We start from the raw sequence: 25,035 nt of genomic DNA, 5'->3' as shown, positions 1-25,035 counted from the left end.
TATATCGGCGGTGTCTACCTCTTCCCATTCCGAACAGAGCAGTCAAGCCCGCCAGAGCCGATGGTACTGCCGTAAAAGGTGGGAGAGTAGGTCGGTGCCGAACCTTATACAGGGCCCCTGCAGTATAACTGCAGGGGCCCTTTTTGTTTGTCGAGATTAGACGACTTTTAGCTATCTAACATTCTTTTGATCACTCTTCAAGATAAAACTCGATAAGCGATGCCATATAGGTATCATTCCAACCTTCTACAATCTCATCAAAAGCTTCATCAGGAATATTGGTATGCTGTAATTCGAAAGAGGTACCCTTTTTATCCTCATGAAGTTTGATCGTGACAATAGAATCTTCCGCTTGTTCTCCAAAATACCATTGTTGGACAATCTTTTTATAAGGATCAAGTTGTATAAATTTTCCGGTAATGGCACCATCCCACATAGAAAATTCACCCCCCTCACGTGGGTCTATTAAAACTTCATCTCCCGTCCAAAGCCGAATCGTGATTTCCGTGGTCAAGGCTCTATAAATATCCTCAGGAGGAGCAGCTACGATATAATACTTTTTAAAATTCTTCATGTATGTTAATTTACTTCAATTGTTATCTGTTTTGTGATTTTTTACTTATTGTGGTAAATTTACAGAGAAATATCCATGTTTGATAGCATACAAACACCGGTGAGTATAACCGAGCGTAGCGAGCTCATCAAAGATAACCGAGCGTAGCGAGCTCATCAAAGATAATCTGGATATACATTAAACGATAAAACGATGAGTAATTTTTTGCCGAACGAGCTTGTTAAACGATTGAATGAACAAGATGGGTTTGATACGGAAGCATTCAATAGGGTACACGAACAGGGTGACAAGATTACCGCTATCCGCTTAAATTTATGGAAACAACCCACAGTCCCATTCGAAGATGGAAAGCCTGTGCCTTGGTGTGATACAGGCTATTATCTCACCGAAAGACCTGTTTTTACCTTAGATCCGCTGTATCATGCAGGATGCTATTATGTACAAGAAGCCTCTTCGATGTTTATTGCACATATTTTAGCGGAAATTGGGCTTAAGAATACTGCCTCAAGGGCGCTAGATCTTTGTGCCGCACCTGGAGGGAAATCGACGCTGTTAACAAGTTATTTAGGAAGCGAAAGCCTATTGGTATCCAATGAAGTCATCAAGTCAAGAGCTAATATTTTAACAGATAATATGAGTCGTTGGGGAGCATCAAATATTGTTGTAACAAACAATGACCCGTCGGCATTTAGTCGCCTACCTGGATACTTTGATGTATTAATGGTGGACGCACCATGTTCGGGATCGGGCATGTTTCGTAAAGATCGAGACGCAATAGATGAGTGGTCGTTAGCCAATGTAAAATTATGTAGTGACCGACAAAAGCGGATTCTTGCTGAATCTTTAGAGACGTTGGTTACCGATGGCTATTTAATATATTCTACCTGTTCCTATTCCAGGGAGGAGAATGAAGATATAGTAGATTGGATACAAACGGAATTTACATTTGAATCGGTTCCGATCACCCTTGAATCCGATTGGAATATTGAAGAAACAAAATCCAGCAAACATAATGCCTTCGGGTATCGTTTTTATCCCCATAAAGTGAAAGGAGAAGGTTTCTTTGTCGCTGTGCTCCAAAAAAAAGCAAAACAATCTACCTTTAATCGAAAGAAAATAAAGATCGAGAAAAATAGCGCTCCTTCAAACATATTGGCAGATTGGACAGAACAGCAGGCTGCACACATACCGTTTATGCATGGCGATAATATCCATATCTTCCCAAAGAAATATGAGGAAGACCTCAGGTGGTTTCAGCAAGTTTTATATATCAAGCAGGCCGGAACGAATATAGGGAAATGGACTGGCCGGGAGTTATTGCCGTCGCATGATTTGGCATGTAGCATACACATCAAGACAGATTTGCCTGCACAGGATGTAACACGAGATGTGGCTCTTCAATTTTTGCGAAAGGAAAGTTTAGCGATAGAAGATTTTCCAGCCGTAAACGCCGGTTGGTGTCTAGTGCGATATAAAGGAACAAATCTGGGATGGGTTAAGGTGTTACCCAATAGAATAAATAATTATTACCCTAAGGAAGTCCGAATTATGAATTTATAGCAGCTTGGTGAGCAATAATAACGGCGGCTATATCATTTGCGACATCTTTCTTGCTTTTTAGTTCGAATTGCTGTGTTTCGCCTTTTCTATCGATCATGGTGACTTTGTTCGTGTCTCCCCCAAAGCCAGCACCTTTGTCTTGCATCGAATTTAAAACGATATAATCTAGGTTTTTGCGTTGCAGCTTATCCTGTGCATTTTGAAGTTCGTTTTCCGTTTCCAGCGCAAACCCTACTAAGGTTTGTTTATTCGTTTTTTTCTTTCCCAATGTCGCCAGAATATCTGTCGTCTTTTTTAGTGCTATTTCAAGATTAGTATCTTTTTTCTTAATTTTTTGGGATGCTACTGAAACAGGGGTGTAGTCAGCGACAGCAGCGCTCATCACGATAATATCTACGGTTTCAAAATGGGAAGAGCAAGCCTCCAGCATCTCTTGTGCTGACGTGACATCGTGCCGATTAACTTTCGGAGGAGTTGGAAGTTGGGTTGGGCCACTGACAAGTGTTACGGTTGCTCCTAGCGATTGCAAAGCAGATGCAATGGCGTATCCCATTTTTCCGCTGGAATGATTTCCGATAAAACGAACAGGATCAATAGCTTCATGTGTTGGACCAGCAGTTACAAGCGCTTTCTTCCCTTCTAGAGGCAACGAATTGCTAAAGAAATGTTGGATATGTTGCAGCATTTCCTCCGGTTCGGCAAGTCTTCCTTCGCCAATCAGTCCACTTGCGAGCTCTCCCTTTCCAGGGGCAATTAAGATATTCCCAAAGTTTAAAAGACGGTGAACGTTTTCCTGTGTACTGGGATGCAACCACATGTCCAAATCCATTGCCGGAGCAAACATAACAGCACATTTGGCAGAAAGATAAGTCGCTAATAACAGATTGTCGCACGCTCCGTGCGCCATTTTACTGAGTGTATTGGCCGTAGCAGGAGCGATAAGTAATAAATCCGCCTGAAGACCTAGCTCTACATGATTATTCCATGTCTCCGTATGGCGATTAATATAATCAGACAGGACTGGACGTTTGGAGAGGGTCGCTAAGGTCAGCGGTGTAATAAACTCCTTGGCATCGGGTGTCATTAAAACCTGTACGTTGGCATTTTCTTTCACCAAAAGGCGGACAAGGGATGCAATTTTGTATGCGGCGATACCCCCGCATACACCAATTGCTATATTTTTGCCCTTTAACGACATTCCCGAACAGTTATTCTTGCTCTTTGGCTGGGTTTCTAAAGTAAACTTTGTCGTTTAAAAACTCGTCTACTGCCACAAGAGAAGGCTTAGGCATACGTTCGTAATGCTTAGAGATCTCGATTTGCTCACGGTTTTCAAAAACCTCCTCTAGGTTATCGCTGGTCGTTGCAAATTCTGCCAATTTACCATTCAATTCTTCTTTCACGTCCACGGCAATCTGGTTGGCACGCTTCGCAATGACAACGATAGATTCATAAATATTATCAGTGCCTTTGTCCAGTTGTCTCAAATCCCGTGTTACTGTTGATGAAGGAAGAGAAGTGTTTTTATGTTGACTCATTGTTAAAATGTATTATAAATTTCAAACCTAAATAAACGCCATTATTGTACCGCTGGTGTGCTTTCTTGCGCAGCTGATTCTTCTTGGGTAATTCCCAATTCTCGCTCATGTTCTTCACGCATTTTGTTTATTTCGTCCATGCGTCTGACGACATAAGCAATCTGTTTTTCGGCGCCGGATCGTAGATCATCTGCGTCCTTTTTGTATTTACTTTGCGGATAGCTTTCCACAAATGATTGGTAATAGTCGAGCGCCTCATTAAACCGTGCCTCCTGCCGATAAGGCATACTATTTTGAGCAAACAGATACTGTGATTTTAAAATCAAGAACTCAATTTCTTCTGCATATCGTGTATCCGGATATTGTCTAAGCATACTTTCAAAGGCGATTACCGCCGCTCGATAATCATCCGGCTGCCCCATATCATAATACAATTTTGCATTCGCAAAAGCCTTTTGTTCCAGCTTATTGCGCAAATTTTGTATTAACTGTCCAGCTTCCTCCGCTCGCTCTCCTTCTGGATACAGGTTGATAAATAACTGCAGCTCATCGATCGCTTTCCGTGTATTCTCTTGGTCAAGAGAAGGACGAGGAGAATCGACATAAAAGCAATATGCTGCCATAAAGCGACACTCTTCCGCGCGAGGACTATTTGGATAAGTCGTCGAAAAATTCTTGAAGTGATACCTTGCCGAAGTGTAATCTCTTAAACGGTAGGCCGTATAGGCGGTATAATAATAAAGGTCTTCCGCCTCTGCTTGCCCACGATACTTGGTTTGTAAGTCTTCAAAAAGAATAATCGCTTTACTATACTTTTTCTTTTCATATAGCTTGACAGCCTCTTGGTATTTCATAGCAATATTATTGCTTGCGCGAAGCTTTTCAAACTTACTCTTACAGCCGCCTGCCAATACAATAAGCAGCACCCCTACCCATAAGGAAAAAATACGTCTATTTAAAAACATTTTACAAAGATACGTCAAATTCAAATAAGATTCAATTAAATTTTAGGCGGGCAATATAGCCCAATTTTATAGGGAAACCTACTTAAACAAAGGGCTTTAACATTCTTTAACCACATTAATGTGCTCTGTCAACGAAATGTTGAATTCTTATGTATTATTATAGGATAACCACAATAATTTTAATAAATTGCCTATATTTACAACATAAATAAAGGGTTTAAAAGCAGAAATGACATTACAAGAGCGCGTAGAGCAGGCATTGGATACCATCCGTCCGTATTTGGAAACTGATGGAGGAAACGTCGTTGTAGAAGAAATCACTCCAGACAATGTCGTTAAATTGAAGCTGTTGGGAACCTGTGCGAATTGTTCCATGAGTATTATGACGTTCAAAGCCGGGTTGGAACAAGCTATAAAAAAAGCTGTTCCAGAAATTACCAGCGTAGAAGCCATCAATTTGACGGATATGAATGATCCGAATGCCATCAGTCCAATGTAAATAGGAGGAGTTAACAAAAATTAACAGCCTTCGTGGACGAAGATTGTATAAATTTGAAGCATGGCGGGAAGATTTTATTATGTATTCACCTTGATTCTCCTTCTGTCGTGGGTAACTGTATCTGCTCAAGAAAGGAAAATCGTACAATTCAGCGGATTGATAAGTTCGGTGGGAGGTGAGCTTCCTGTGCCTTTCGTTACGGTAACGAATGTCAGCTATAACAACCAAGTACACGCCGCCAACAACGAAGGTTTTTTCTCTTTCGTTGCCCATGTAGGAGATACCATTAAGTTTACATCTGTTGGTTTTGAGCCAGCGGAATTTGTGATTCCCGAAACCGCTTCCGATAAATTTACAGCGAAGATTAATATGAAAAGCCTAGTCATTGAGCTGCCGGCTGTTATGCCTTTTCCTTGGGCAAGTATAGAGGAGTTTAACATGGCATTTATGGCGTTGGACGTCAGTGACGATAATATATCCCGTATTCGGAACAGTCTATCGCCGGAGGCTCTTGCCGCATTATCGCAGGTAGTGCCAAGAAGTGCAGAAGAAATACAGACATTTAACTCCATGCAACGCCATATTAACATGTCTAATAAAACGATTAATCAACGTTTTGCCAATCCATTATTTAGTCCGTTTGCATGGGGCTCCTTTATAAATTCCATCGTTAAAGGGGATTATAGCAGAAAGCGGTTGGAGTATTAGGTTAATCTACCGAGCGTAGACCAGTATCTCTTTCCAACTCCCGTACACTCAGCAGAGAAGAGATGTAAGCCACCAACAGGGCAACCGCCATTACCGTTACAAATACCAGTACGAAATCCAAGATACGTATATCAACCGGATAGATGTCTAAAATAGGGCTCACACCTTCGCCTGTGCGAATGATACCAAATTTTTCCTGTAATAAACAGAAGATAAACCCAATCCCGATCCCGATCAATCCACCTATAAACGCAATCATTACGCCCTCCAGAAAAAATATCCGCTGAATAAGTGTTTTGTCGGCCCCTAAACTTGCCAATATCGTCATATCCTGTTTTTTATCAATAACCAGCATGGTCAGCGAACCAATAATATTAAATATGGCAATAATACCGATCACCGTTAAGATAAAAAAGACAATCCATTTTTCGGAGCGTACGGTTTTATAGAGCAGTGGGTTTTGCTGTTCCCGATTTTTTACCACAAAGTCCTCACCCAGATTCCGTTGTATCTCTTTTTGAAAGCTTGTTACCCGGCTGGAATCTTTTGTGTAGATCTCAATCGCCGAAACATATTCATGCTCGTTAAGCAGATCCTTTGCAAATGTAATAGGCGTTATAATAAGATCATTAAAACCAGGCTCATAATGGAGAACGCCGACAGGAGAAAGTTGACGGATGTTGATATCATCCATTGGGTTTATACTCGTTCCAGACGCTCCTTTTCGAGGCGAGAACAGGTGGATATCGTTATCGTATCCATCAATAGAAACCCGGAGATTAGCCTGTATTTGTGCACCGATTAATGCCCGGGGTATACTATCTCTGGCAATCTCCAAACTGCCCGCATAAAGCATACGTTGATGATCGGTCTCGAAGAGACTTTGCGGCTCCACACCTTTGATCTGCGCTACGAATTGTTGGTTATCATACTGCACCAAAACTTTGTCTTCCAATATCTCCGAATAACTCTGTATCTTGCTGTTTTTACGTAAATCTTCAAAGACATGCTGCTTCGCATCGAATACTTTGCCCTTTGCCGGTTCTATACGTAGTTCGGGGGCAAATGTACTATATAACGAAAGGATGAGATTCTCCATGCCGTTGTAAAAGGACAAAACGATCACCAATGCCGCACTGCTCACTAAGACACCAACAACGCTGATCCCCGATATAATATTGATCGCGTTTACCGATTTTTTGGAGAATAAGTACCGTTTTGCAAAAAAGAGAGACAGCTTCATGTTTTTATCCCCGAACAAATGGGTTCGTTTCCTTCTCAAATCCGATGGTAGTAGAAGGTCCGTGCCCCGGATAAACTACCGTTTCATCGGGTAGTGTGTACATTTTCTGCCGGATATTATCGAGCAGCTGTTCATGATTGCCACCGGGCAAATCTGTCCGTCCTATGCTGTTCCGAAAAAGTACGTCTCCGCCGATCACGAATCCTTCCTGAGCAGCATAAAAACATAAGTGTGCCGGCGAATGGCCCGGAACAAATAGGAGACGAAGGCTGTGTGTACCGACGGTTACCGTTTGTCCTTCCACTAAAAACGTTTCCGGGATAGGCGAGGTTTCATAACGGAAGCCATACATGGGCGCCATATTTTCTACAGCTACCAAAACAGGCACCTCTCCCTCATGAAATTGAGGAATCAATCCATATTTCTCATAAAGGAAACGATTTCCTAATACGTGATCGATATGGCAGTGCGTATTATAGAGGGCAATAGGTTTTAAGCTATTTTGCTCGATAAAGGAAACCAACGTATCTTCCTCTTTAGGATTGGACATGCCCGGATCAAAGATGGCGCATAAGCCGATCTCATCGTATACGATATACGTGTTTTCTTGAAAAGCATTAAATACAAAAGAATGTACATGTAACATATCCACAAAAATAGAAAATAATTGCTAGCCTTCCTCGTTCCAGATTTCCCAGTTCTTTTCTGCCTGAAGAACAAGCATCTCATGGCCATTTTTAATAGCAGCACCCTGTTCTTTTCCTCTTTTCAAGAAAGCCGTTTCCTCCGGATTATAGATTAAATCATATAACAGGTGCTCCGCGCCTATCCCCGCGTAAGGAATAGCAGGTGCATCTGCTATATGCGGAAATGTTCCGACAGGAGAACAGTTGATGATTAATTTATGCGAAGCGATCAAGTCTTCCGTAAGGTCCGCATAGGTTAGGTCACCGTTGTTTCTACTGCGGCTAACTATTTTGAAGGAAATATCTAGCTTACGCAAGACATAAAAAACAGCTTGTGCGGCTCCCCCATTACCCAACACCAATGCATCTGTATGTTGTGGCTTTAAATGAGGCCGTAACGACTGCTCAAACCCGAAAGCATCTGTATTAAAGCCCTTGAGATAAGGTTTTCCGCCCTGCCAGCGTACCTGCACACAATTTACCGCATTGATGTTTGCTGCTTCTGGTGAAAACTCATTCAAAAACCGCATCACGTTACGTTTATGAGGAATAGTAACATTGAATCCATAGAAACCCGGGTCGCGCTCATACAACAGCGGAAAAGCGGAAATATCCTCCATAGGATAAAGATCATAATGAAGATCTGTGATGTTTTCGCGTTCAAACTTTTCCCTATAAAACTTTTTTGAAAAAGAATGCCCCAGCGGATAACCAATCAATCCGAGTTTCTTCATGAGTTATTTTTATACTTATTGATAATATCGACAATAGTCTTGTTCCCCTGCAATTGTGGCAGATAATCGAACAAGATGTGAAATTTATCTGGATTTGTTGCCAACCCCAATTCCAAAAAGTTTAACGCTTCGTTGTATTTCCCCTGCGCAAACAAGTAGGCCACTAATCGATAATAGAGCTCCGATGCGTCTGGATTTTTCTTGATAGCGTCCGCGATAACGTCAATAGCTTCGTCATACTTACCCTGTTCAAAATAAATAGAAGAAAAGTCCAGCCAGGCTTCCACGTCTGTGGGATTGAGTTGTACCACCTTATTATAAGCAAATTCGGATTCTTCAAATTGCTTTAGTTTATACCGGGCATCTGCGATGGCAAACCAGTAATCCGGGTTACTATCGTCTAGTTCCAATGCTTTTTTATAAAAATGAAGTGACTCAAAATAGCGGTCATCAAAATCTAACGTCACGCCGATTCCAAACCACGCATCTGCCAAAAGGGGATCAATTTTAACCGCCTTTTTATAATTTTCCCGGGCTTCATCCATCTGCTCGAGCTTCTCATAACATTCGCCTATGGCACAATAAACATCAGCCGTGGGGCGTTCGTACTCAAAAGTTTGTTTATAAACACGGATGGCCTCTGTATATTTCTGTATGTTTACCAGCACATTTCCCTTGTTAAAGTACGCCGGTACAAAAGATTCATTGATAAGGATCGCGTAATCATAAGCGTCTATAGCATCCGCAAAGTTATCCATTCGTTCATATACTAGACCCAAGTTAAACCAGGCAGCATACGAATACGGGTCGTCGTCTATATACGATTTATAGAACGTCACACTTTCTTCCGGTCGGTCCACGATTTCATAGCAGAATGCCAAGGCATGAAGCGCATCATCATTTTCCATATTTGCCTCGAGCGACTTCTTCAGGTAGACAATGGCTTTTTCATATTCTCCTTTGATTTGATACAGTTCTGCGATCTGGAAATAGGCTTCGGCAGAATCCTCTCCTAATTCAATAGCATACAGAAAAAGTTGTTCACCCTCTTCTACATCGCCCTGCATGAGCGCTATATTTCCCTTTAAAAGGAATGCCTCGCCACTATTAGGTTCCAAAATAGTAGCCTTATCTAACTCTTCCAATGCCTTTTCGAATTGACCTGTCCGCACATAAAGCTGTGCCTTCTTCAGTAAGAATGCCGATTCGTAAGGATGTTGGTTTTTGGCATATTCCGCCACTTGGAGTGCCTTTACCGGGTCGTCTTTGTCCGTGTAGTATTCAATAATACTTTCAAAAGCTTTTGCATCAAAGAAATATTGATCTTGGTTGCGCAGCATTTCCTCATATCGATCTACAGACAGTCTTTGTTCCTCTGGGGAGCCAAATTCGAAATCTTCTTCCATATCACTCCTTTCGTTTTCTATAAGTACTGTAGAAGAAATTTATGAAGAAAATGTGAGAACTAATGATTTTGTTTTCCACATTTTCACATAAAGCTCCGCAAAGATAGCGTAAATTATTGATAATAAACAGAAAAGCCGACCCTTAATAGGATCGGCTTTTATCATTGATAATTCTCTATCGAAAAAGAATTACTTATTTTACTTGGATCTCAACACGACGGTTTTTGATACGACCTTCTTCTGTTGCATTAGATGCTACAGGATTGTCTTCACCGTAACCAGTTGCAGTAACACTTGAAGCAGACACACCAGCGTTAACTAGGTATTGCTTAACAGCATTCGCACGGTCTTTAGATAAGTTCAAGTTATAAGCTTCAGTACCTTCAGCAGAAGCATAACCATCTAAGTTTGCAGAAGCGTTGTTATCACGCAATTCTTTAGCCAATTTATCTAAAGTAGAGTAAGACTCAGTTTTCAATACAGAGCTATCAAACTCGAACTGAATAGGTGAGTAATAACCACCTTGTGTAGCGTTATTTTGTGCTACTGGCTCTGGGAATTTGATAGGACATCCTGAACCATCAACTGGAGTACCAGCAGGTGTGTTAGGACATTTATCGAATTTATCAGATACACCGTCACCATCAGAGTCTTTGCTCAATTGATCAACAGTACCTTCTAATGTAGATACACGTTGTTTCAATGCTTCAACTTCGTTACGTAACGAAGGATCTTTCAACTCGTCGTACAATGTAGCAACTGGGTTTGTGAACGTTAAGCTTTCTTTGTCACGAGAACCTAAAGTGAACTCTAGACCACCGTAAACATTAGAGAATTTACCTTTGTAGTCAACTCTACCTGGACCGTACAATCTATTGTCATCTGTGAAGTTCATCGTGTAACCTAAGTTCAACGCAACAACTTCAGACAATTTGAATTTAACACCTAGACCAACTGGAATGAAACCGCTCAATTTGTAGTCTCTGTCACCAGTAGCTTCACGATCTCCGAAGATTTCTTCACCCCATTTACCTTTTTGGTTGTAAACTTCGCTACCTGTAAAGTCGTTGTTTGCAAATTGTACAGGGTTACTTGCCATAACACCGAAACCAACTTTAGCGTAGAAGTTAACAGCGTTTTCTCTTCTCAAGAAGTCGATAGTACCCAATTGGAATACACCGTTCAAGCTAGCTGCCCAGTTTACATCAACTTCTGCAGAACGAGCGCCCAAAGAGTTCTCTGTAGCAGGACCAGATACGTTGTGGTTGTATGTTTTGATACGACCGCGGTTACCTTCCAATTCTAAACCGAATAAGTGAGAGAATTGCTTACGTACAGTTAAACCGTAGTACTCACCTACTTTGTTTTGGAAATAACCTACTTTCTGACCAAATGGGTTTGATCCACCTGTTAGTACGCCAGGTGCAGTAATACCACCTTGTACACCGATAGACCAAGTTCTGTATTGTGATCTTCCACCAAATACAGTTGGAGTTTGCGCTTGTGCGTGCTCAGCGAAGCCTAATGCGGCTACTAAAGACGCTGCAACAGCTGTTTTTTTAATTGTAGAATAGTTCATACTCTTGTTTTTAAGGTTATTAAAAATTTTAAATTGTTTCCCTTTTTCAAATTTAACATAACATTAACAAGAACGATGCCAAAAAATCGGGCTTGTTAAAATTTTATGTCTATATTGTAAATTCGCCGTGCAACGACAAATTTGCACGCGTAAAAGTATAGATATTATTTAGAATCGCCAAATTTTTCATTTATTTTTATCCGATTATCAATAAAAGGTTACAATTTGTAGTAAAACCCTTACATCTTAGAGGATAAAGTGAATAATCGCTAGGGCTAAGCCCCCTAATACTGCACTTACCGGAATGGTCAATATCCATGCCCATAATAAGCTAATAGTAACTCCCCAACGTACTGCAGATACCCGTTTTACGACACCAACCCCGATAATCGAACCGGTAATCGTATGGGTAGTAGATACCGGGATTCCAAAATGCTCCGTTATACCGAGCGTGGCAGCACCCGCTGTTTCTGCAGCAACACCTTCCAATGGCGTCACTTTTGTAATTTTGGTACCCATGGTTTTTACGATTTTCCATCCCCCGCTCATTGTTCCCGCGGCGATTGCGGCGTAACAGGATAGCGGTACCCAAGCCGGCATGGCTTCAAAATTCGGGATTACCTGCTCCGCGATCAAGGCTGTGGCAATGATACCCATTACCTTCTGCGCGTCATTTCCCCCATGGGCAAAGCTTAATCCGGCCGAAGATATTAACTGCCCTACCTTAAACCATTTTTCCGCCGTTGCTGGTCGGGCCCTCTTCGCAATATTCATAATAATTAAGGTAATGATAACCGAGATAATCATACCGATGACGGGCGCTAAAACAATAAATGCGGCGATTGTAACGATAGCACTGTGATTTATGGCCGTAATCGGATTGGCTCCCATAAACCAGGCGTAGGCCATTCCAGATCCTGCAAACCCTCCAATAAGGGTGTGTGATGAACTAGAGGGTACGCCGTAGTACCAGGTAAAAAGATTCCAGGAAATAGCTGCGACCAATCCCGCGAATATAACTTCTAGCGTAATATACTCTTCCAGGACGGTTTTGGCAATCGTGTTGGCTACTTTATGGTCTGTAAAATAAAAATAAGCGGCGAAATTCCATATCGCGGCCCATAGTACAGCCATAAAAGGTGTTAATACTTTGGTTGATACAACTGTTGCGATGGAGTTGGCTGCATCGTGGAAACCATTGATATAGTCGAATGCGATAGCCAGAATGACAACGACGATCAATAAAGTGGAAATCATCATAATATGTTATGCTTTCTTCATGCTCAGAATACTAAGCATTTTTAACTAAAATACTTTCTAATACGTTTGCTACGTCCTCACATTTGTCGGTTGCATCTTCCATAGCAGAAAGCACCTCTTTCGTTTTAATCAATGTGATGGCATCTTTTTCGTACTCGAAAAGTTCGCTAACCGCTTTATCGAAGATATAATCAGCCTTATTTTCTACACTATTAATCCGTACGCAAGAATCGGTAATGTTGCGGATATTTTTAAGATCTCTCAGCTCATTAAGCGCTTTTGCTACGTGGTCTGTCGCTTCGAGGATTAAGTCTGCAATTTCTTTCATGGCCTGGCTTGGTGTTTCCACCTTATAAAGTTCCATGCGGTTAGATGCCCCTTGAATAAAATCCGCCACGTCGTCCAAGGAACTCGCTAGCGAGTGTATATCTTCGCGGTCAAAAGGTGTGATGAAATTTTTTCCCAATTCCAGGTGTATCTGGTGCGTAATATCGTCACCCCTGTGCTCAAGGTCTTCGATCTTCTTGTTCAGTGCCGCGCGTTTCGTCAAATCGGTAGTATAAACAGATTCTTGTAATGCTTTTGCCATCTCGATAAGGTTTGCGCCCGCTTGTTCAAACAAAGGGAAAAACTTTTTATCCTTTGGAACGAAATACTGAAAAATGCTATTTAAAGACATAGTGTTTGAATTTATGCAAAATTATGAATGCAATGTTAAGTTAATGTTAAGTTTGAAAAGTTTATCATATATTAACCGTGTTTGGGCTGTTCTAGTGTAAATCCGAATGTCGTACCAATACCTTCTGTACTCCGTACATTAACATTTTGTTCATGTGCCTCAATAATATGCTTCACAATGGCCAAACCAATTCCCGAGCCTCCCACTTCGCGCGAACGGCTGGCATCCGTCCGGAAGAAACGTTCAAACACCCGCGGTAGATTTTTTTCATCGATACCTACGCCATTGTCTGTCACTTCGACCAGCACCTGCTCGAATAGTGGAAAAATCGAAATACTCGTCATGCCACCTTTTTTACCATATTTAATGGAATTGTCCAATAAATTGATAATGACCTGTTGCACGCGCTTGCGATCCCCTTTGACGAAGATAGGATGGTTTAACTTGCCGGTGTACCGCATGTGGATGTCATGTTGCCTAGCCTTTCCCTCTAAATCTTCCATACAGTCCCTAATCAGCGCTACGATGTCAAAAGTCTCTATCGTTAAGGAAATAATGCCCATCTCCAACTTCGATATTTCGTCCAAATCTTGTATTAAATAACTGAGGCGATCCAGGTTCCGGGCTGCTTTTTCCAGAAAATTTTTCGCCATTTCCGGATCATCATCAATTAGGCCGTCCTGCAATGTTTCCACATAACCCTGTGTCGCAAACAGCGGTGTTTTAAATTCATGCGAAATATTGGAAAGAAATTCTTTGCGGAATTTGGCTTGCTCTCTTAATTTTTCAAGTTCAGACACACGTTGCTTGGCCCAGTCTTGCACTTCCCTTTCCGCATCCCGGATAGGGTCGTCCGTTATTTGTTCGCCCAGTGCATCCTTAAGGCCTTTGTCCAATTTCAGATTACGGATAAGCTTGTACACATTCCGGATCCGCTTATAGATAAAGCGTTCAAATAAGTTAAGTAAGATTACGTAGCAGAGCACCGTTACCGTAGCAAATAGTAAAGCGGCTACAGTCAGGCTTCCCCGGTGAAAGTAATCGGTCGCAGCAATCAGAAGCCCGATACTGCTTGATATGAGAAGGGTAAAGATGCTCAGATTCATGAAAACTTCCTTATAACGAGTATCTAAAGTACGAAACCTGACGCAAATTTTATCTATTATTTTTAGAAGGTAGTATTATATTTTTGCGATGACGGTTTTTCCACCCACCACTTTATCGCCGATATTCACCGTTACTTCCGTGCCCAAGGGTAAAAACAAATCCACACGCGAGCCAAATTTGATGAACCCAAACTCTGCACCCTGTGTTACCGCATCGTTCTCTTTTACATACCATACGATACGCCGCGCCATCGCACCCGCGATCTGCCGGAATAGCACCTCTACATTCGATTGGGTTTTTACCACAACAGTCGTTCTTTCGTTATCCGTCGATGATTTTGGATGCCATGCCACCAAAAATTTCCCCGGGTGGTACTTAAAATAAGACACGATCCCGCTGATCGGATTGCGGTTCACATGGACATTTATAGGCGACATAAAAATGGATACCTGTATCCGTCGATCTTGGAAGTATTCCGTCTCTTCCGTTTCTTCAATCACCACCACTTTTCCATCCGCCGGGCAAAGCACAATACCCTCATCCGGTGTAACCCGTTTGATCGGACTTCGGAAAAATTGGAGAATAGCAATAAGCAGGAATGCAGAAAGTGCGTATAGAAACCATTTTAGGTAAACGGACGCATCATAATAGTCGGCCAGTGCATTGATGACGAAAACAAACAATACCACGATTGCCAAGCTCGTATATCCTTCTTTATGGAATTTCATCTCGTATAAGGTAAACTTTTTACAAACCTAAATAAAATATAGGATACTTCGGCGAAACAGCTAAGGTTGTTTTTCCCTTACAATCCGAAAGCTATGAAAATAAAACTGTCCCGCGTCGTTAATGCTCAGGTTACCATGCACGGTTATGGTATCCGGTATAGCATTTCCCGTTTCGTCTAGCGAGGGGAAATAAAAAGGAATTTCAGGAAAAACCATTTCCAGATAACGATTTAACTCTTTGGTTGTTAACGAATCTTTTAACGTCACATCCGCGGGGTTCCCCTCCTCGTCCAATGCCACCTCATAGCTAAATTTATCTTCTATGTTGGTTAAGGTGGGGCTGCTGGTGAGCATCGCGCTAAATTTTTCTGATAAATACGTATTGAATCCACTATGGTCATCAAAAGAGCAAGGTTTAGACAGCAGCCGCTCGGCCGTATAAAAATACGATATCGGCAGGATAGCCATGGGCGTACGGTACCGCGCATCCAAAAAAAGATTATACCCATTATCCAGTACACCCATATCGTTAAAAATCTCTTCCGTATACAGTATTTTCTTCTCGTTGGGGTCTATCATGTGTGTTGTCCAATAGCCCCGTGGCACACCATGTCTTATCCGTCCTTTCCGTTCAAAAAAAGGGTAACCATATTCATTATAAAAGGCAAAAGGCATCCGGAACGTATAACTACCATTCCCGTCCTTGATGCGTTGCTGACCCCTTCTATCCCAAAAAGCCATAATACGGCCGGCCGCTTCATCATAATTTACCGTCAGCATCGGCTTTCCATCCGGATAATAATATTTCCAATCCCCTATTGGTTTATCGTTCTCAAAAGTTACTTCCCACTTCAACGTGCCATCCGGGTGATAAGCTTTAAACGGCCCTTCCTTTACCCCTTTATTATGGTAGCCCGTAAGTATAACCGTTCCATTCCGATCAAAATCCCGAAAATCAGCATGAAAGACGTTCTTATCCACGAGAAATTGCGATACCCGTTCAATAGATTTAAACGCACAATCTTTATCTACCAGGTAGTAATAATCATCAAAATAGAACCGAACAAGGCCCATAGGTGCTTTTTCGAACAGGGTTGCCTTTCCGGTCGAGTCCGTCTGCTGGCCGCTAACAAAGAGAGCCGCAAATAATAAAAAAAGAAATAATCCTGTTCGCTGCATATTCCTAATGTGCTTCCAACCAATTGCTTCCCGTTCCTGCCTCCACTTCAATAGGCACCTGGAGTTCGATAGCATTTTTCATACGCTCGGTAATGATGATCGTTAATTCCGCGACCTCTTCCTCCGGCACATCAAACACCAATTCATCATGCACCTGCATAATCATTTTTCCCGTTAACCCCTTTTCAACGATATCCTGTTGAATATTGATCATGGCAATTTTAATTAAGTCTGCCGCAGATCCCTGTATAGGGGCATTAATAGCATTTCGTTCCGCAAAGCCGCGTACGGTCATGTTGGCCGAGTTGATATCCCTTAAATAACGTCTACGTTTTAAAATAGTTTCCACGTAGCCGTGCTCTTTCGCAAACTCGATCGCTTTTCGCATATACTCCTGAATGCCCGTATATTGCGAGAAATATTGTTCAATGATCGCCGCCGCATCCTTTCGGGGAATGCCCAGGCTTTGGGAAAGACCAAAAGCAGACTGGCCGTATATAATCCCGAAGTTCACCGCTTTCGCATTTCTACGTTGATCGGTGGTTACCTCATTCAGTGGTATCCCATACACCCGTGCTGCGGTGGCCCGGTGAATATCATGACCCGCCGCGAAGGCATCCAACATATTTTTATCCTGACTAAGCGATGCCATCAGACGGAGCTCGATTTGCGAATAATCGGCAGATAAGAGCACATTCCCCGCTTTTCGTGGAATAAAAGCCTTCCGAACCTCCCGACCTCTTTCGGTACGGATCGGAATATTCTGCAAATTCGGGTTGGTTGAGCTTAACCTTCCCGTAGCCGCCACCGCCTGGTTGTAGGATGTGTGTATAAGTTCCGTTTCCGGATGGATAAGACTTGGCAGGGCATCGACGTAGGTCGACTTTAGCTTCTGCAGTTGTCGGAAATCGAGTATATCCTGTACGATGTCTGATTTATAAGCTAAAGCCAGCAGCACTTCCTCCCCCGTTTTGTATTGGCCGGTTTTGGTTTTTTTTGCCTTCGGGTCGAGGTGTAGCTTGTCGAAGAGCACTTCCCCCAATTGTTTGGGCGAGGCGATGTTAAATTGCACCCCTGCCTTTTCGTAGATATCTTTTTCCAGTCGTTTAATATCCTCCTCGAGCGATAAAGAGAACACCTTTAAGGTGTTCACGTCGATTTTTACACCATTTTTTTCGACTTCCGCCAGTACATAGATCAGTGGGAATTCGACCTTCTCTGCCAGACGCAGCGTATGCGTTTCTTCCAGCAAAGGCTTTAATACCTCGTGTAGCTGCCACGTGATATCGGCATCTTCAGCAGCATATTCCACCACCTTATCGATCGCCACATCCCGCATGTTGGCCTGCTTTTTACCCCTCGGGCCAATGAGTTCAGTAATCGAGACCGGTGTATACCCCAAATAGTTTTCCGCCAAAATATCCATATTATGGCGTGTATCCGGATCAATGAGGTAATGTGCAATCATGGTATCAAAAAGTGGTCCCTGTACACGAACCCCATAGCGCGATAACAGCAGGATATCATACTTCAAGTTTTGTCCCACTTTTTCAATACGTGGATTTTCAAATACCTCCTTAAAAATGGCCACGATAGCCTGCGCAGCAGCCCGATCTGCCGGCGTCGGCACATAGTAAGCTTTGCCTTTTTCAAAAGCAAAAGAAAATCCCACGATATCAGCTGCTAAAGCGTCGACAGAGGTAGTTTCCGTGTCGAAGCAAAATTTCGATAATGCCGCCAATTGCGCCGCAAGTTGTCGCTGCTGCTCTTCCGTATCCACCAAAATATATTCATGCGGTGTGTTGTGGATGTTCAACCCCGCTACGACTGGTTCTGTAGGAGCCACAGCAGAGGTTACCGCCGGTTCGGATGGTGCCGCTGCAAATAAATCCATTTGACCAGACGGATTTTTGGCCGCACTTTCCACCACGTTATACTCCTCGCCAAAGACCCTCTTGCCGAGCGTACGAAACTCCAGTTCCGCAAACAGCGGTTCCAATGCGGCCCGGTCAGGATCGTCTATTTCCAGTGCCTTTTCGTCCAGCTCCACCGGTACATCCAGTAAGATGGTCGCCAGTTTTTTGGAGATTAGCCCCTGTTGGGCAAAATTTTCTACATTTTCCCGTTGCTTGCCTTTCAGCTCATGGCTATGCGCAATCAGTTTCTCTACCGAGCCATACTGCTGAACGAGTTTCTTCGCTGTCTTTTCCCCTATACCGGGAATACCCGGAATGTTATCTACCGCATCTCCCCAAAGCCCCAGAATGTCGATCACCTGCGATACGTCCGTTATTTCCCACTTTTCCAAAATCTCCGGCACACCCAAAACCTCGGCGCCATTGCCCATTCGGGCCGGTTTGTAAATAAAGATATTTTCAGACACCAACTGGCCGAAATCTTTATCTGGCGTCATACAATACACGGTAAAGCCCTCGCTTTCCGCTTTTTTCGCCAACGTCCCGATAATATCATCCGCTTCATAGCCATCTTTCGTAATAATAGGGATGTTAAACCCCTCGATAAGCCGAAAAATATACGGGATCGATTTTGCCAGGTCCTCCGGCATAGCCTCCCGCTGTGCTTTGTAAGCCTCAAATTCCAAGTGGCGGTTAGTCGGTGCCTCCGTATCAAATACTACCGCCATATGTGTGGGCTGCTGGTTCTTCAACACTTCCAATAAGGTGTTTGTGAAGCCCATAACAGCACCTGTATTCAATCCGTAAGAAGTCAAGCGAGGTACTTTGCTCAGCGCGAAGTATGCCCTGTATATTAAGGCCATGCCATCTAGCAGAAATAATTTTTTCACCAAAATATTTTTTTATCGTTCTACACAAAGGTAGCGGTTGACCTGCATTCTCGCAAATGGTGTCTTGCTAAAACTTAGAGGGGCTTAGGCATAGTAACTTATGGAGATTTTCCATATATTTGTTGTATGGAACTTATTTTGAAAAAAGTACAGAAGAAGCACCTTCCCTTAATCAAAGAATTGGCGAAGATGCTTAAAGTAGAAGTGGAAGCAAAAGAAGATTCTCCTTATGATACCGAGTTTGTCAACCAAATTCTGACAGCAGAAAAGGATATAAAAGAGGGCAAGGGTGTGAGGATTGCTACAGAAGACCTATGGAAGTAATTTACATATAATGTCACTAAAAGGACACTATGAAAAGTAAAAGCAAAATGTATACTTTTGCTTTATGACAATATCTAAACATATTTCGTAAATATGCGCGGCTTGGTAACGAAATCAACCGGAAGTTGGTATTTGGTAGAGAGCGAAGCGGGCAAGCGTATACAATGCCGTATCAAAGGTAAGTTCCGTACCAAAGGGATTAAAACCACCAATCCCGTCGCCGTAGGCGATTGGGTGCAATATGAATATGAGCCCGATCAAGATAGTGCCATTATCACTGCCTTAGAGCCGCGTAAAAATTACATTATCCGTCGGTCTATCAACCTGTCTAAGCAAGCCCAGATTATCGGGGCCAATCTGGACCAGGCCCTGCTCGTCGTTACCTTGGCGTCGCCACCTACCTCGTTGGGGTTTATCGATCGATTTTTAGTTACGGCCGAGGCCTATGATATCCCCGCCGTTTTAGTATTCAACAAGCTGGATCTGTTTTCCGAAGAAGGGGTAGACATCCTGGCCGATTATATGGCCATCTACGAGCAGATCGGTTATCCCTGTTATGCCGTGTCTGCCCGGGAAAAGACCAATATGGCGGAGGTCCGCCAACTGCTGAAAGATAAGACCACGTTAGTGTCCGGCCATTCTGGTGTCGGAAAATCGACGCTTATCAACGCTATAGAACCCTCGGTCGAATTAAAAACAGGCGAAATATCCGATTGGTCCGACAAGGGAAAACATACCACCACATTTGCCGAAATGATCGATCTCTCCTTCGGCGGAAAATTGATCGATACACCCGGTATAAGGGAACTAGGGATCGTGGATATTGAAAAGGGCGAATTAGCCCATTTTTTTCCGGAGATGCGTGCGCGTTTAAATGAATGCCGTTTTCACAACTGCCGGCATATCAATGAGCCGGGGTGTGTTGTGCTCGAAGCCGTTGAAAACGGCGAAATCGAATCCTCCCGTTACGATAGCTATTTAAGTATATACCATAATCAAGACACTAGGAATTAAAAAAATAAAAGAAAAGCGTAGCCAAAAACATAAATAGCTATTAAATTGTTGTTAACAAGTAATTAATAAGCATAATTTAAGAATCGCAGTATAACAGCATATATGAAGCCAATTTGGAAATGGGTCATCGGCATTCTCGTATTGATTGTGGTGGCTTTAGCGGGAGTATCTTGGTATCTTTCGCGCAACTGGAAACCTATTGTGGAGGAACAATTACAAGAACTGGTTAAAAGCTCTACCGATAGTTTATACCGGTTAACGTATGAAGATCTGGACATGACCGTTGCGTTGGGAAATGTTACGCTAAAAAATGTTCTCTTAAAACCCGATACACAAGTATATGCCCGTATGGAAGCAGCTGAGCTTGCGCCAGACAATCTGTACGACATCGAGATTAAAGAGCTGAAGGTAAAGCGCTTCGGTATCCTGAATATGCTCCGTAACCGGGAGCTGCATATCAAATCCATCGATTTAACCGAACCCCGCATTCATTTAACGAATAAATACCACGCCTACAACGACACGATCGCTACCGAGAAACCCAAAAAGAGTCTATACGAAAGTATAAAAGGCGTGTTGAACGCCGTGAATATTGGACGGATTGATATCGAGCGTGCCGCATTCCGTCTCACCAAGCTAAATGAAGATAGCGTGTCGACAAACTTTGGTTTAGACAGCCTGCAAATCCGCGCGGAAGATATTTTAATAGATGAACATGCGCAGGCAGATACCTCCCGTCTTTATTATACCAAGTTGATTGAAGCCTTTATACCCGGCTTTGAATATACCTTTTCGGATGGATTTTACAAGGCCCGGTTTGAAGCACTGCAAATCAATACACAAGCCCAAACGCTTTTGTTAACCCAAGTAGATTTCAGGCCTGCGCTGGATAAAGCCGCTTTTTACAAGAAACATGGCAAAAACGTCACACGCGCCGACTTACATTTTGATACGCTCTACATGGAGAAGCTAGATTTCAAGAAATTGATTGAGGAGCAGCAGACCATCGCCCAGCGGGTATCTGTAAAAAACGGACATGCCACGTTGTATGGCGATAAACGATATCCCAAGCAGCCCGTTAACCAAATAGGCCAGGCACCTCATCAGAAATTGATGCGGGTTAAAAAACGGATCTCGGTAGATACCGTCTTTGTAAAAAACATCGATGTCGTGTATGGCGAAATGAGCGGCAAGTATCATCGGGAAGGAGAGATCAGCTTTAATGGAGCCACGGGAACGATCACCAATGTGACAAATGACACCGTCATCTTATCGCAAGACAAATACATGCGGGCCGATCTACGGGCGAAGGTCATGGGGCGGGGCAATCTGCACGCGAAGTTCACGTTTGATATGCTGAGCAAAACCGGCGAACATACCTATAACGGTACACTCGGAGCCATGAGCGCAACCGCGTTCAACCGTATCCTGGATCCATTGTTGAACGTCGGCATCCGGTCCGGCAATATCCGGGGTATCCGGTTTAATATCAGCGGAACCGATTACCGTAGCCGGGGCGACTTCCATTTCGATTACGATAACCTCAAAATCGATTTAAAAGCCGATCCCGGTAAGCCACAAAAGAAAAGATCTCTCAAGATCGCCTCGTTTCTGGTTAATCAACTCATTATCAACGATAGTAATCCCGATGCCAACGAAAAATATCACGTGGGCAGCGTAAACCACCGCCGTGTTCCGGAACATACGTTTTTCAAGAACCTGTGGGAGAGTTTACTGGATGGTATCAAACAAACTGCCGGCATCAGCAAAGAACGCGAGCAAAAATGGAAAGAGCGGGCAGAAGTGGCAAAAGAAGCCGTTGAACGCACGAAGGAAACCACCCAGCAAACAAAAGGATTCTTTAGAGGTTTATTCAAAAAGAAAGAAGAATAGACCAGCGCAGGAGCTAGAGGAGAGAAGAACGTCAAGCATGGATGCAATCATTGGTTTTTTTAGATTTTTACTAAAATATCGACACAAATTAGTAGATCGTACCATGTTCTATCTGAGCATGGTATGCGCTATCATGACCCTCGCCCATATCGGTTACATCACCGACAAACAATTGGCAGAAACCTCAGAAGATACCGTTATCGGGATGTTCTATTTCCTGTTCATACTCGGTACTCTCCGCACCGTAGCCGCGATCCTGGCCGAGAGGAAGATTAACGTCTCCCACATTTCCGGATTGGTGCTGCTCGTCTATTTCCTGCTCATTAGCGTCTCCCGGCTGACAGGCTGGGTATACTTCGCGAAAATGGAGTGGTTGTATCTCGGTATCGCATTGGTTTTCCTGTCCGAATTATCGCGGAATAGCCTCTTTTTCGATAACTTCTATTTCAACCCCACGATCCTGTTTGTGATCAGCTTCCTCGCGCTTATTCTGCTGGGAACAGTGTTATTGATGTTGCCGCGTACGACCCTTCTCGCGCCGCTAAGCTTTGTTGATGCGCTGTTTATGGCCACGAGTGCCGTGTGTATCACCGGTCTTACCGTTACCGATATCTCCACAAATTTCTCTGTATTCGGGCAAAGCGTCATCATGCTGCTCATCCAGATCGGCGGATTGGGTATCATGACCTTCACGGGCTTTTTCGGTTATTTTTTCTCGGGCGGATTTTCCTATAAAAACCAGCTGATGTTCGGCGAAATATTGGGTGAGAATAAACTGAACTCCGTCATTTCCACCCTCCTCACGATTATCTTTATTACCCTCTTTTTTGAACTGATCGGTGGTGTTTTCATCTTTTTTTCATTGGATGCCGCGTTGTTTAAGTCCGTGGGCGATCGCATATTCTTCTCCGCCTTTCACGCCATCTCTTCGTTCTGTAACGCGGGGTTCACGATCCTGCCCGACGATATAGGGCATGATATTTACCGGTTCAATCACGGTTTCCAAATGATCATCGCCTGTTCCTTTATATTGGGTGGGCTGGGGTTTGGCACCGTGTACAATTTTTATACCTTCTTAAAGCAGAAAGCAAAACAAGTCGTATATCGGCTGTTCCTTCGCCGGCCATACATCCACAAGCCCCGTGCATTTACGTTCAATACGCGCTTTATCTTGTTTTGTAACGCCATCGTGTTGGTCGTCGCTACCCTATCGTATTATATCCTGGAGCAGCGCCATACCCTTGCAGAAGAATCCTCCGTCATCGGCGATTGGGTGACCTCTTTCTTTATGGCCAATTCGGCACGGTCCGCCGGATTTGATAACGTGAACATCAATTTTGTAGCGACCCCCGTCCTTATTATGATGGTTACCTTGATGTGGATGGGCGCCTCTCCGGGTTCCACAGGAGGTGGCGTAAAGATCACCACCGTAGCCCTGGCTATCATGAATATCATCGCACTGGCCCGCGGCAAAGAATCTATCGAGATTTATAAACGGAGGATAGCGGTCGAATCCGTCAACAAAGCCTTTGCCATCATCGTCCTTTCCGTGCTCACCATTACACTGAGCTTTGTATTGATGAACTTTACAGACCCCCAGCAAGAAATGAAAGCCCTACTTTTTGAAGTTGTCTCCGCCTATTCCACCTGTGGGCTAAGCCTGGGTATCACCCCTTCTTTGTCCGCAACAGGCAAGATTATTGTGGCGGTTACCATGTTTGTCGGTCGGGTAGGCACCTTAACATTATTGGTGGCTTTTATTAAGAACACCAGAAACAAAAGCTATATTTATCCGACAGAAAAGATATTGTTTTAATGAAGTACATCGTTTTAGGACTCGGACACTTTGGAAAATCGTTAGCGGTACATCTAACGGAGTTAGGCCATGAGGTCATTGCGGTCGATAAAAAGTTAGCCATCGTCGAGCAGCTTAAAGATCGGATCACCCATACCGTATGTATGGATACCACCGATAGAGAAGCCATGACGTCACTTCCGCTCAAAGACTCCCATGCCGTTATTGTCGCGATCGGAGAAGACGAGGGCGCTTCTTTGCTCACCACAGCCCTGCTGAAGCAGCTGAACGTCAAACGGATCATCGGGCGTGTCGTCTCCGAATTGCAGAAAACCGTGCTCGAAGCGATGCAGATCGGCGATTATATCATGCCCGAAGAAGAAGCAGCCGAGCGGTTGGCCATGCGGCTGGACAATGTAGATATTATCGATTCCTTTAAGATCTCCGACCGATACAGCATCGTGGAAACACGTGTGCCTACCAAATATGTGGGCATGACCTTAAAAGAGGCCAACCTCACCAACCAATATAAAGTGATCGTCTTGACCACCGTAAAATCCTACGAAGAGAAAGTAGGGGGAAAAACCGTGCTTCGCAACGAAGCATCCGGAATTGCCGGATCAGAAACAAAATTAGCCGAAGGCGATCTGTTGGTGGTGTTCGGAGAACTCTCCAACATTCAGCGTTTAATACAAAAAACCGATTAATAGCCCGCGGATTCCAATTATTTATATATTTTTGGCGTTGACGCAGAAACA

General features: G+C 43.3%; 23 protein-coding genes and 1 rRNA gene. 9 read left to right on the top strand and 15 right to left on the bottom strand.

What is annotated here, in order from left to right; translation table 11 throughout:
• A 5S ribosomal RNA gene (gene rrf, locus EWE74_RS16875) occupies positions 1 to 103 on the top strand; the annotation flags it as partial.
• Between the two features lie 87 nt (positions 104 to 190).
• On the opposite strand, the gene EWE74_RS16870 is transcribed toward rrf, so the two are convergent.
• Complete coding sequence (locus tag EWE74_RS16870; protein WP_130142822.1) at positions 191 to 574, bottom strand: SRPBCC domain-containing protein; 384 nt, start codon at positions 572 to 574, stop codon at positions 191 to 193.
• 192 nt (positions 575 to 766) lie between these two features.
• Between EWE74_RS16870 and EWE74_RS16865 the strand changes: the two genes are divergently transcribed.
• Entirely contained in the window at positions 767 to 2,134 is a 1,368-nt protein-coding gene (locus EWE74_RS16865) for a methyltransferase RsmF C-terminal domain-like protein (RefSeq protein WP_130142821.1), read from the top strand.
• Here the strand turns inward: EWE74_RS16865 and coaBC are convergent.
• Genes coaBC through EWE74_RS16850 form a run of 3 tightly spaced genes read right to left on the bottom strand, consistent with a single transcriptional unit; the run spans position 2,121 to position 4,637 of the window.
• Positions 2,121 to 3,332, bottom strand: coding sequence for a bifunctional phosphopantothenoylcysteine decarboxylase/phosphopantothenate--cysteine ligase CoaBC (gene coaBC, locus EWE74_RS16860; protein ID WP_130142820.1), 1,212 nt, complete (start codon positions 3,330 to 3,332; stop codon positions 2,121 to 2,123). The two genes, EWE74_RS16865 and coaBC, sit on opposite strands and share 14 nt — an antisense overlap.
• A gap of 10 nt (positions 3,333 to 3,342) precedes the next feature.
• Entirely contained in the window at positions 3,343 to 3,672 is a 330-nt protein-coding gene (locus EWE74_RS16855; protein ID WP_130142819.1) for a DNA-directed RNA polymerase subunit omega, read from the bottom strand.
• 41 nt (positions 3,673 to 3,713) lie between these two features.
• Complete coding sequence (locus EWE74_RS16850; protein ID WP_130142818.1) at positions 3,714 to 4,637, bottom strand: outer membrane protein assembly factor BamD; 924 nt, start codon at positions 4,635 to 4,637, stop codon at positions 3,714 to 3,716.
• Positions 4,638 to 4,866: 229 nt separating this feature from the next.
• Here EWE74_RS16850 and EWE74_RS16845 point away from each other — a divergent pair, with 229 nt between their 5' ends.
• Both EWE74_RS16845 and EWE74_RS16840 read left to right on the top strand, forming a co-directional pair.
• The gene (locus EWE74_RS16845; RefSeq protein WP_130142817.1) at positions 4,867 to 5,136 is read left to right on the top strand and encodes a NifU family protein; all 270 of its coding nucleotides are present in this window, start codon (positions 4,867 to 4,869) and stop codon (positions 5,134 to 5,136) included.
• Positions 5,137 to 5,196: 60 nt separating this feature from the next.
• Positions 5,197 to 5,844, top strand: a complete 648-nt coding sequence (locus EWE74_RS16840) for a peptidase associated/transthyretin-like domain-containing protein (protein ID WP_130142816.1) — start codon at positions 5,197 to 5,199, stop codon at positions 5,842 to 5,844.
• A 1-nt stretch (position 5,845) separates the two neighbouring features.
• On the opposite strand, the gene EWE74_RS16835 is transcribed toward EWE74_RS16840, so the two are convergent.
• The 11 genes from EWE74_RS16835 to polA all read right to left on the bottom strand — a co-directional run bounded on the left by EWE74_RS16835 (position 5,846) and on the right by polA (position 19,251).
• Positions 5,846 to 7,087, bottom strand: coding sequence for an FtsX-like permease family protein (locus EWE74_RS16835; protein ID WP_130142815.1), 1,242 nt, complete (start codon positions 7,085 to 7,087; stop codon positions 5,846 to 5,848).
• 4 nt (positions 7,088 to 7,091) lie between these two features.
• Positions 7,092 to 7,733, bottom strand: a complete 642-nt coding sequence (locus EWE74_RS16830; protein ID WP_130142814.1) for an MBL fold metallo-hydrolase — start codon at positions 7,731 to 7,733, stop codon at positions 7,092 to 7,094.
• Between the two features lie 24 nt (positions 7,734 to 7,757).
• Positions 7,758 to 8,507 (bottom strand): shikimate dehydrogenase family protein, encoded by a 750-nt coding sequence (locus EWE74_RS16825; RefSeq protein WP_130142813.1) that lies wholly within the window; start codon positions 8,505 to 8,507, stop codon positions 7,758 to 7,760.
• Positions 8,504 to 9,913, bottom strand: coding sequence for a tetratricopeptide repeat protein (locus EWE74_RS16820; RefSeq protein ID WP_130142812.1), 1,410 nt, complete (start codon positions 9,911 to 9,913; stop codon positions 8,504 to 8,506). Before EWE74_RS16820 ends, EWE74_RS16825 begins: the two co-directional genes overlap by 4 nt.
• 193 nt (positions 9,914 to 10,106) lie before the next feature.
• Positions 10,107 to 11,492 carry an OmpA family protein gene (locus tag EWE74_RS16815; protein ID WP_130142811.1) on the bottom strand — a complete coding sequence of 462 codons (1,386 nt, stop codon included), beginning with the start codon at positions 11,490 to 11,492 and terminating at the stop codon, positions 10,107 to 10,109.
• Positions 11,493 to 11,738: 246 nt separating this feature from the next.
• Positions 11,739 to 12,749: an inorganic phosphate transporter gene (locus EWE74_RS16810; RefSeq protein ID WP_130142840.1), complete on the bottom strand. Its 1,011-nt coding sequence runs from the start codon at positions 12,747 to 12,749 to the stop codon at positions 11,739 to 11,741.
• 34 nt (positions 12,750 to 12,783) lie between these two features.
• The gene (locus EWE74_RS16805; RefSeq protein WP_130142810.1) at positions 12,784 to 13,431 is read right to left on the bottom strand and encodes a DUF47 domain-containing protein; all 648 of its coding nucleotides are present in this window, start codon (positions 13,429 to 13,431) and stop codon (positions 12,784 to 12,786) included.
• 71 nt (positions 13,432 to 13,502) lie between these two features.
• Positions 13,503 to 14,537, bottom strand: a complete 1,035-nt coding sequence (locus EWE74_RS16800; protein WP_130142809.1) for a sensor histidine kinase — start codon at positions 14,535 to 14,537, stop codon at positions 13,503 to 13,505.
• 75 nt (positions 14,538 to 14,612) lie between these two features.
• Positions 14,613 to 15,266 (bottom strand): phosphatidylserine decarboxylase family protein, encoded by a 654-nt coding sequence (locus EWE74_RS16795; RefSeq protein ID WP_130142808.1) that lies wholly within the window; start codon positions 15,264 to 15,266, stop codon positions 14,613 to 14,615.
• Between the two features lie 60 nt (positions 15,267 to 15,326).
• Positions 15,327 to 16,445 carry a toxin-antitoxin system YwqK family antitoxin gene (locus EWE74_RS16790; protein ID WP_165384753.1) on the bottom strand — a complete coding sequence of 373 codons (1,119 nt, stop codon included), beginning with the start codon at positions 16,443 to 16,445 and terminating at the stop codon, positions 15,327 to 15,329.
• A 4-nt stretch (positions 16,446 to 16,449) separates the two neighbouring features.
• Positions 16,450 to 19,251 carry a DNA polymerase I gene (gene polA / locus EWE74_RS16785; protein WP_130142806.1) on the bottom strand — a complete coding sequence of 934 codons (2,802 nt, stop codon included), beginning with the start codon at positions 19,249 to 19,251 and terminating at the stop codon, positions 16,450 to 16,452.
• 126 nt (positions 19,252 to 19,377) lie between these two features.
• Between polA and EWE74_RS16780 the strand changes: the two genes are divergently transcribed.
• From EWE74_RS16780 to EWE74_RS16760, 5 genes are all read left to right on the top strand, one after another.
• The gene (locus EWE74_RS16780) at positions 19,378 to 19,575 is read left to right on the top strand and encodes a DUF2683 family protein (RefSeq protein ID WP_130142805.1); all 198 of its coding nucleotides are present in this window, start codon (positions 19,378 to 19,380) and stop codon (positions 19,573 to 19,575) included.
• A 93-nt stretch (positions 19,576 to 19,668) separates the two neighbouring features.
• The gene (rsgA, locus tag EWE74_RS16775) at positions 19,669 to 20,589 is read left to right on the top strand and encodes a ribosome small subunit-dependent GTPase A (RefSeq protein WP_130142804.1); all 921 of its coding nucleotides are present in this window, start codon (positions 19,669 to 19,671) and stop codon (positions 20,587 to 20,589) included.
• 102 nt (positions 20,590 to 20,691) lie between these two features.
• Complete coding sequence (locus EWE74_RS16770; RefSeq protein WP_130142803.1) at positions 20,692 to 22,482, top strand: AsmA family protein; 1,791 nt, start codon at positions 20,692 to 20,694, stop codon at positions 22,480 to 22,482.
• Positions 22,483 to 22,519: 37 nt separating this feature from the next.
• On the top strand, positions 22,520 to 24,298 hold the full coding sequence (locus tag EWE74_RS16765; protein WP_239018689.1) for a TrkH family potassium uptake protein: 1,779 nt from the start codon (positions 22,520 to 22,522) through the stop codon (positions 24,296 to 24,298).
• Positions 24,298 to 24,984: a potassium channel family protein gene (locus EWE74_RS16760; protein WP_130142802.1), complete on the top strand. Its 687-nt coding sequence runs from the start codon at positions 24,298 to 24,300 to the stop codon at positions 24,982 to 24,984. The genes EWE74_RS16765 and EWE74_RS16760 overlap by 1 nt, the downstream gene beginning before the upstream one ends.
• Positions 24,985 to 25,035 lie beyond the last annotated feature (51 nt).

Source organism: Sphingobacterium corticibacterium (genome assembly GCF_004208525.1).
Classification (GTDB): domain Bacteria; phylum Bacteroidota; class Bacteroidia; order Sphingobacteriales; family Sphingobacteriaceae; genus Sphingobacterium; species Sphingobacterium corticibacterium.
The sequence above is the reverse complement of the archived record's forward strand: the minus strand, read 5'-3'. Positions and strand labels throughout refer to the sequence as shown.

Bases quoted from the DNA above. Each gene is read 5' to 3' on its own strand.
- EWE74_RS16870 (WP_130142822.1), bottom strand. From the start codon at position 574: ATGAAGAATTTTAAAAAGTATTATATCGTAGCTGCTCCTCCTGAGGAT.
- EWE74_RS16865 (WP_130142821.1), top strand. From the start codon at position 767: ATGAGTAATTTTTTGCCGAACGAGCTTGTTAAACGATTGAATGAACAA.
- coaBC (WP_130142820.1), bottom strand. From the start codon at position 3,332: ATGTCGTTAAAGGGCAAAAATATAGCAATTGGTGTATGCGGGGGTATC.
- EWE74_RS16855 (WP_130142819.1), bottom strand. From the start codon at position 3,672: ATGAGTCAACATAAAAACACTTCTCTTCCTTCATCAACAGTAACACGG.
- EWE74_RS16850 (WP_130142818.1), bottom strand. From the start codon at position 4,637: ATGTTTTTAAATAGACGTATTTTTTCCTTATGGGTAGGGGTGCTGCTT.
- EWE74_RS16845 (WP_130142817.1), top strand. From the start codon at position 4,867: ATGACATTACAAGAGCGCGTAGAGCAGGCATTGGATACCATCCGTCCG.
- EWE74_RS16840 (WP_130142816.1), top strand. From the start codon at position 5,197: ATGGCGGGAAGATTTTATTATGTATTCACCTTGATTCTCCTTCTGTCG.
- EWE74_RS16835 (WP_130142815.1), bottom strand. From the start codon at position 7,087: ATGAAGCTGTCTCTCTTTTTTGCAAAACGGTACTTATTCTCCAAAAAA.
- EWE74_RS16830 (WP_130142814.1), bottom strand. From the start codon at position 7,733: ATGTTACATGTACATTCTTTTGTATTTAATGCTTTTCAAGAAAACACG.
- EWE74_RS16825 (WP_130142813.1), bottom strand. From the start codon at position 8,507: ATGAAGAAACTCGGATTGATTGGTTATCCGCTGGGGCATTCTTTTTCA.
- EWE74_RS16820 (WP_130142812.1), bottom strand. From the start codon at position 9,913: ATGGAAGAAGATTTCGAATTTGGCTCCCCAGAGGAACAAAGACTGTCT.
- EWE74_RS16815 (WP_130142811.1), bottom strand. From the start codon at position 11,492: ATGAACTATTCTACAATTAAAAAAACAGCTGTTGCAGCGTCTTTAGTA.
- EWE74_RS16810 (WP_130142840.1), bottom strand. From the start codon at position 12,749: ATGATTTCCACTTTATTGATCGTCGTTGTCATTCTGGCTATCGCATTC.
- EWE74_RS16805 (WP_130142810.1), bottom strand. From the start codon at position 13,431: ATGTCTTTAAATAGCATTTTTCAGTATTTCGTTCCAAAGGATAAAAAG.
- EWE74_RS16800 (WP_130142809.1), bottom strand. From the start codon at position 14,537: ATGAATCTGAGCATCTTTACCCTTCTCATATCAAGCAGTATCGGGCTT.
- EWE74_RS16795 (WP_130142808.1), bottom strand. From the start codon at position 15,266: ATGAAATTCCATAAAGAAGGATATACGAGCTTGGCAATCGTGGTATTG.
- EWE74_RS16790 (WP_165384753.1), bottom strand. From the start codon at position 16,445: ATGCAGCGAACAGGATTATTTCTTTTTTTATTATTTGCGGCTCTCTTT.
- EWE74_RS16780 (WP_130142805.1), top strand. From the start codon at position 19,378: ATGGAACTTATTTTGAAAAAAGTACAGAAGAAGCACCTTCCCTTAATC.
- rsgA (WP_130142804.1), top strand. From the start codon at position 19,669: ATGCGCGGCTTGGTAACGAAATCAACCGGAAGTTGGTATTTGGTAGAG.
- EWE74_RS16770 (WP_130142803.1), top strand. From the start codon at position 20,692: ATGAAGCCAATTTGGAAATGGGTCATCGGCATTCTCGTATTGATTGTG.
- EWE74_RS16765 (WP_239018689.1), top strand. From the start codon at position 22,520: ATGGATGCAATCATTGGTTTTTTTAGATTTTTACTAAAATATCGACAC.
- EWE74_RS16760 (WP_130142802.1), top strand. From the start codon at position 24,298: ATGAAGTACATCGTTTTAGGACTCGGACACTTTGGAAAATCGTTAGCG.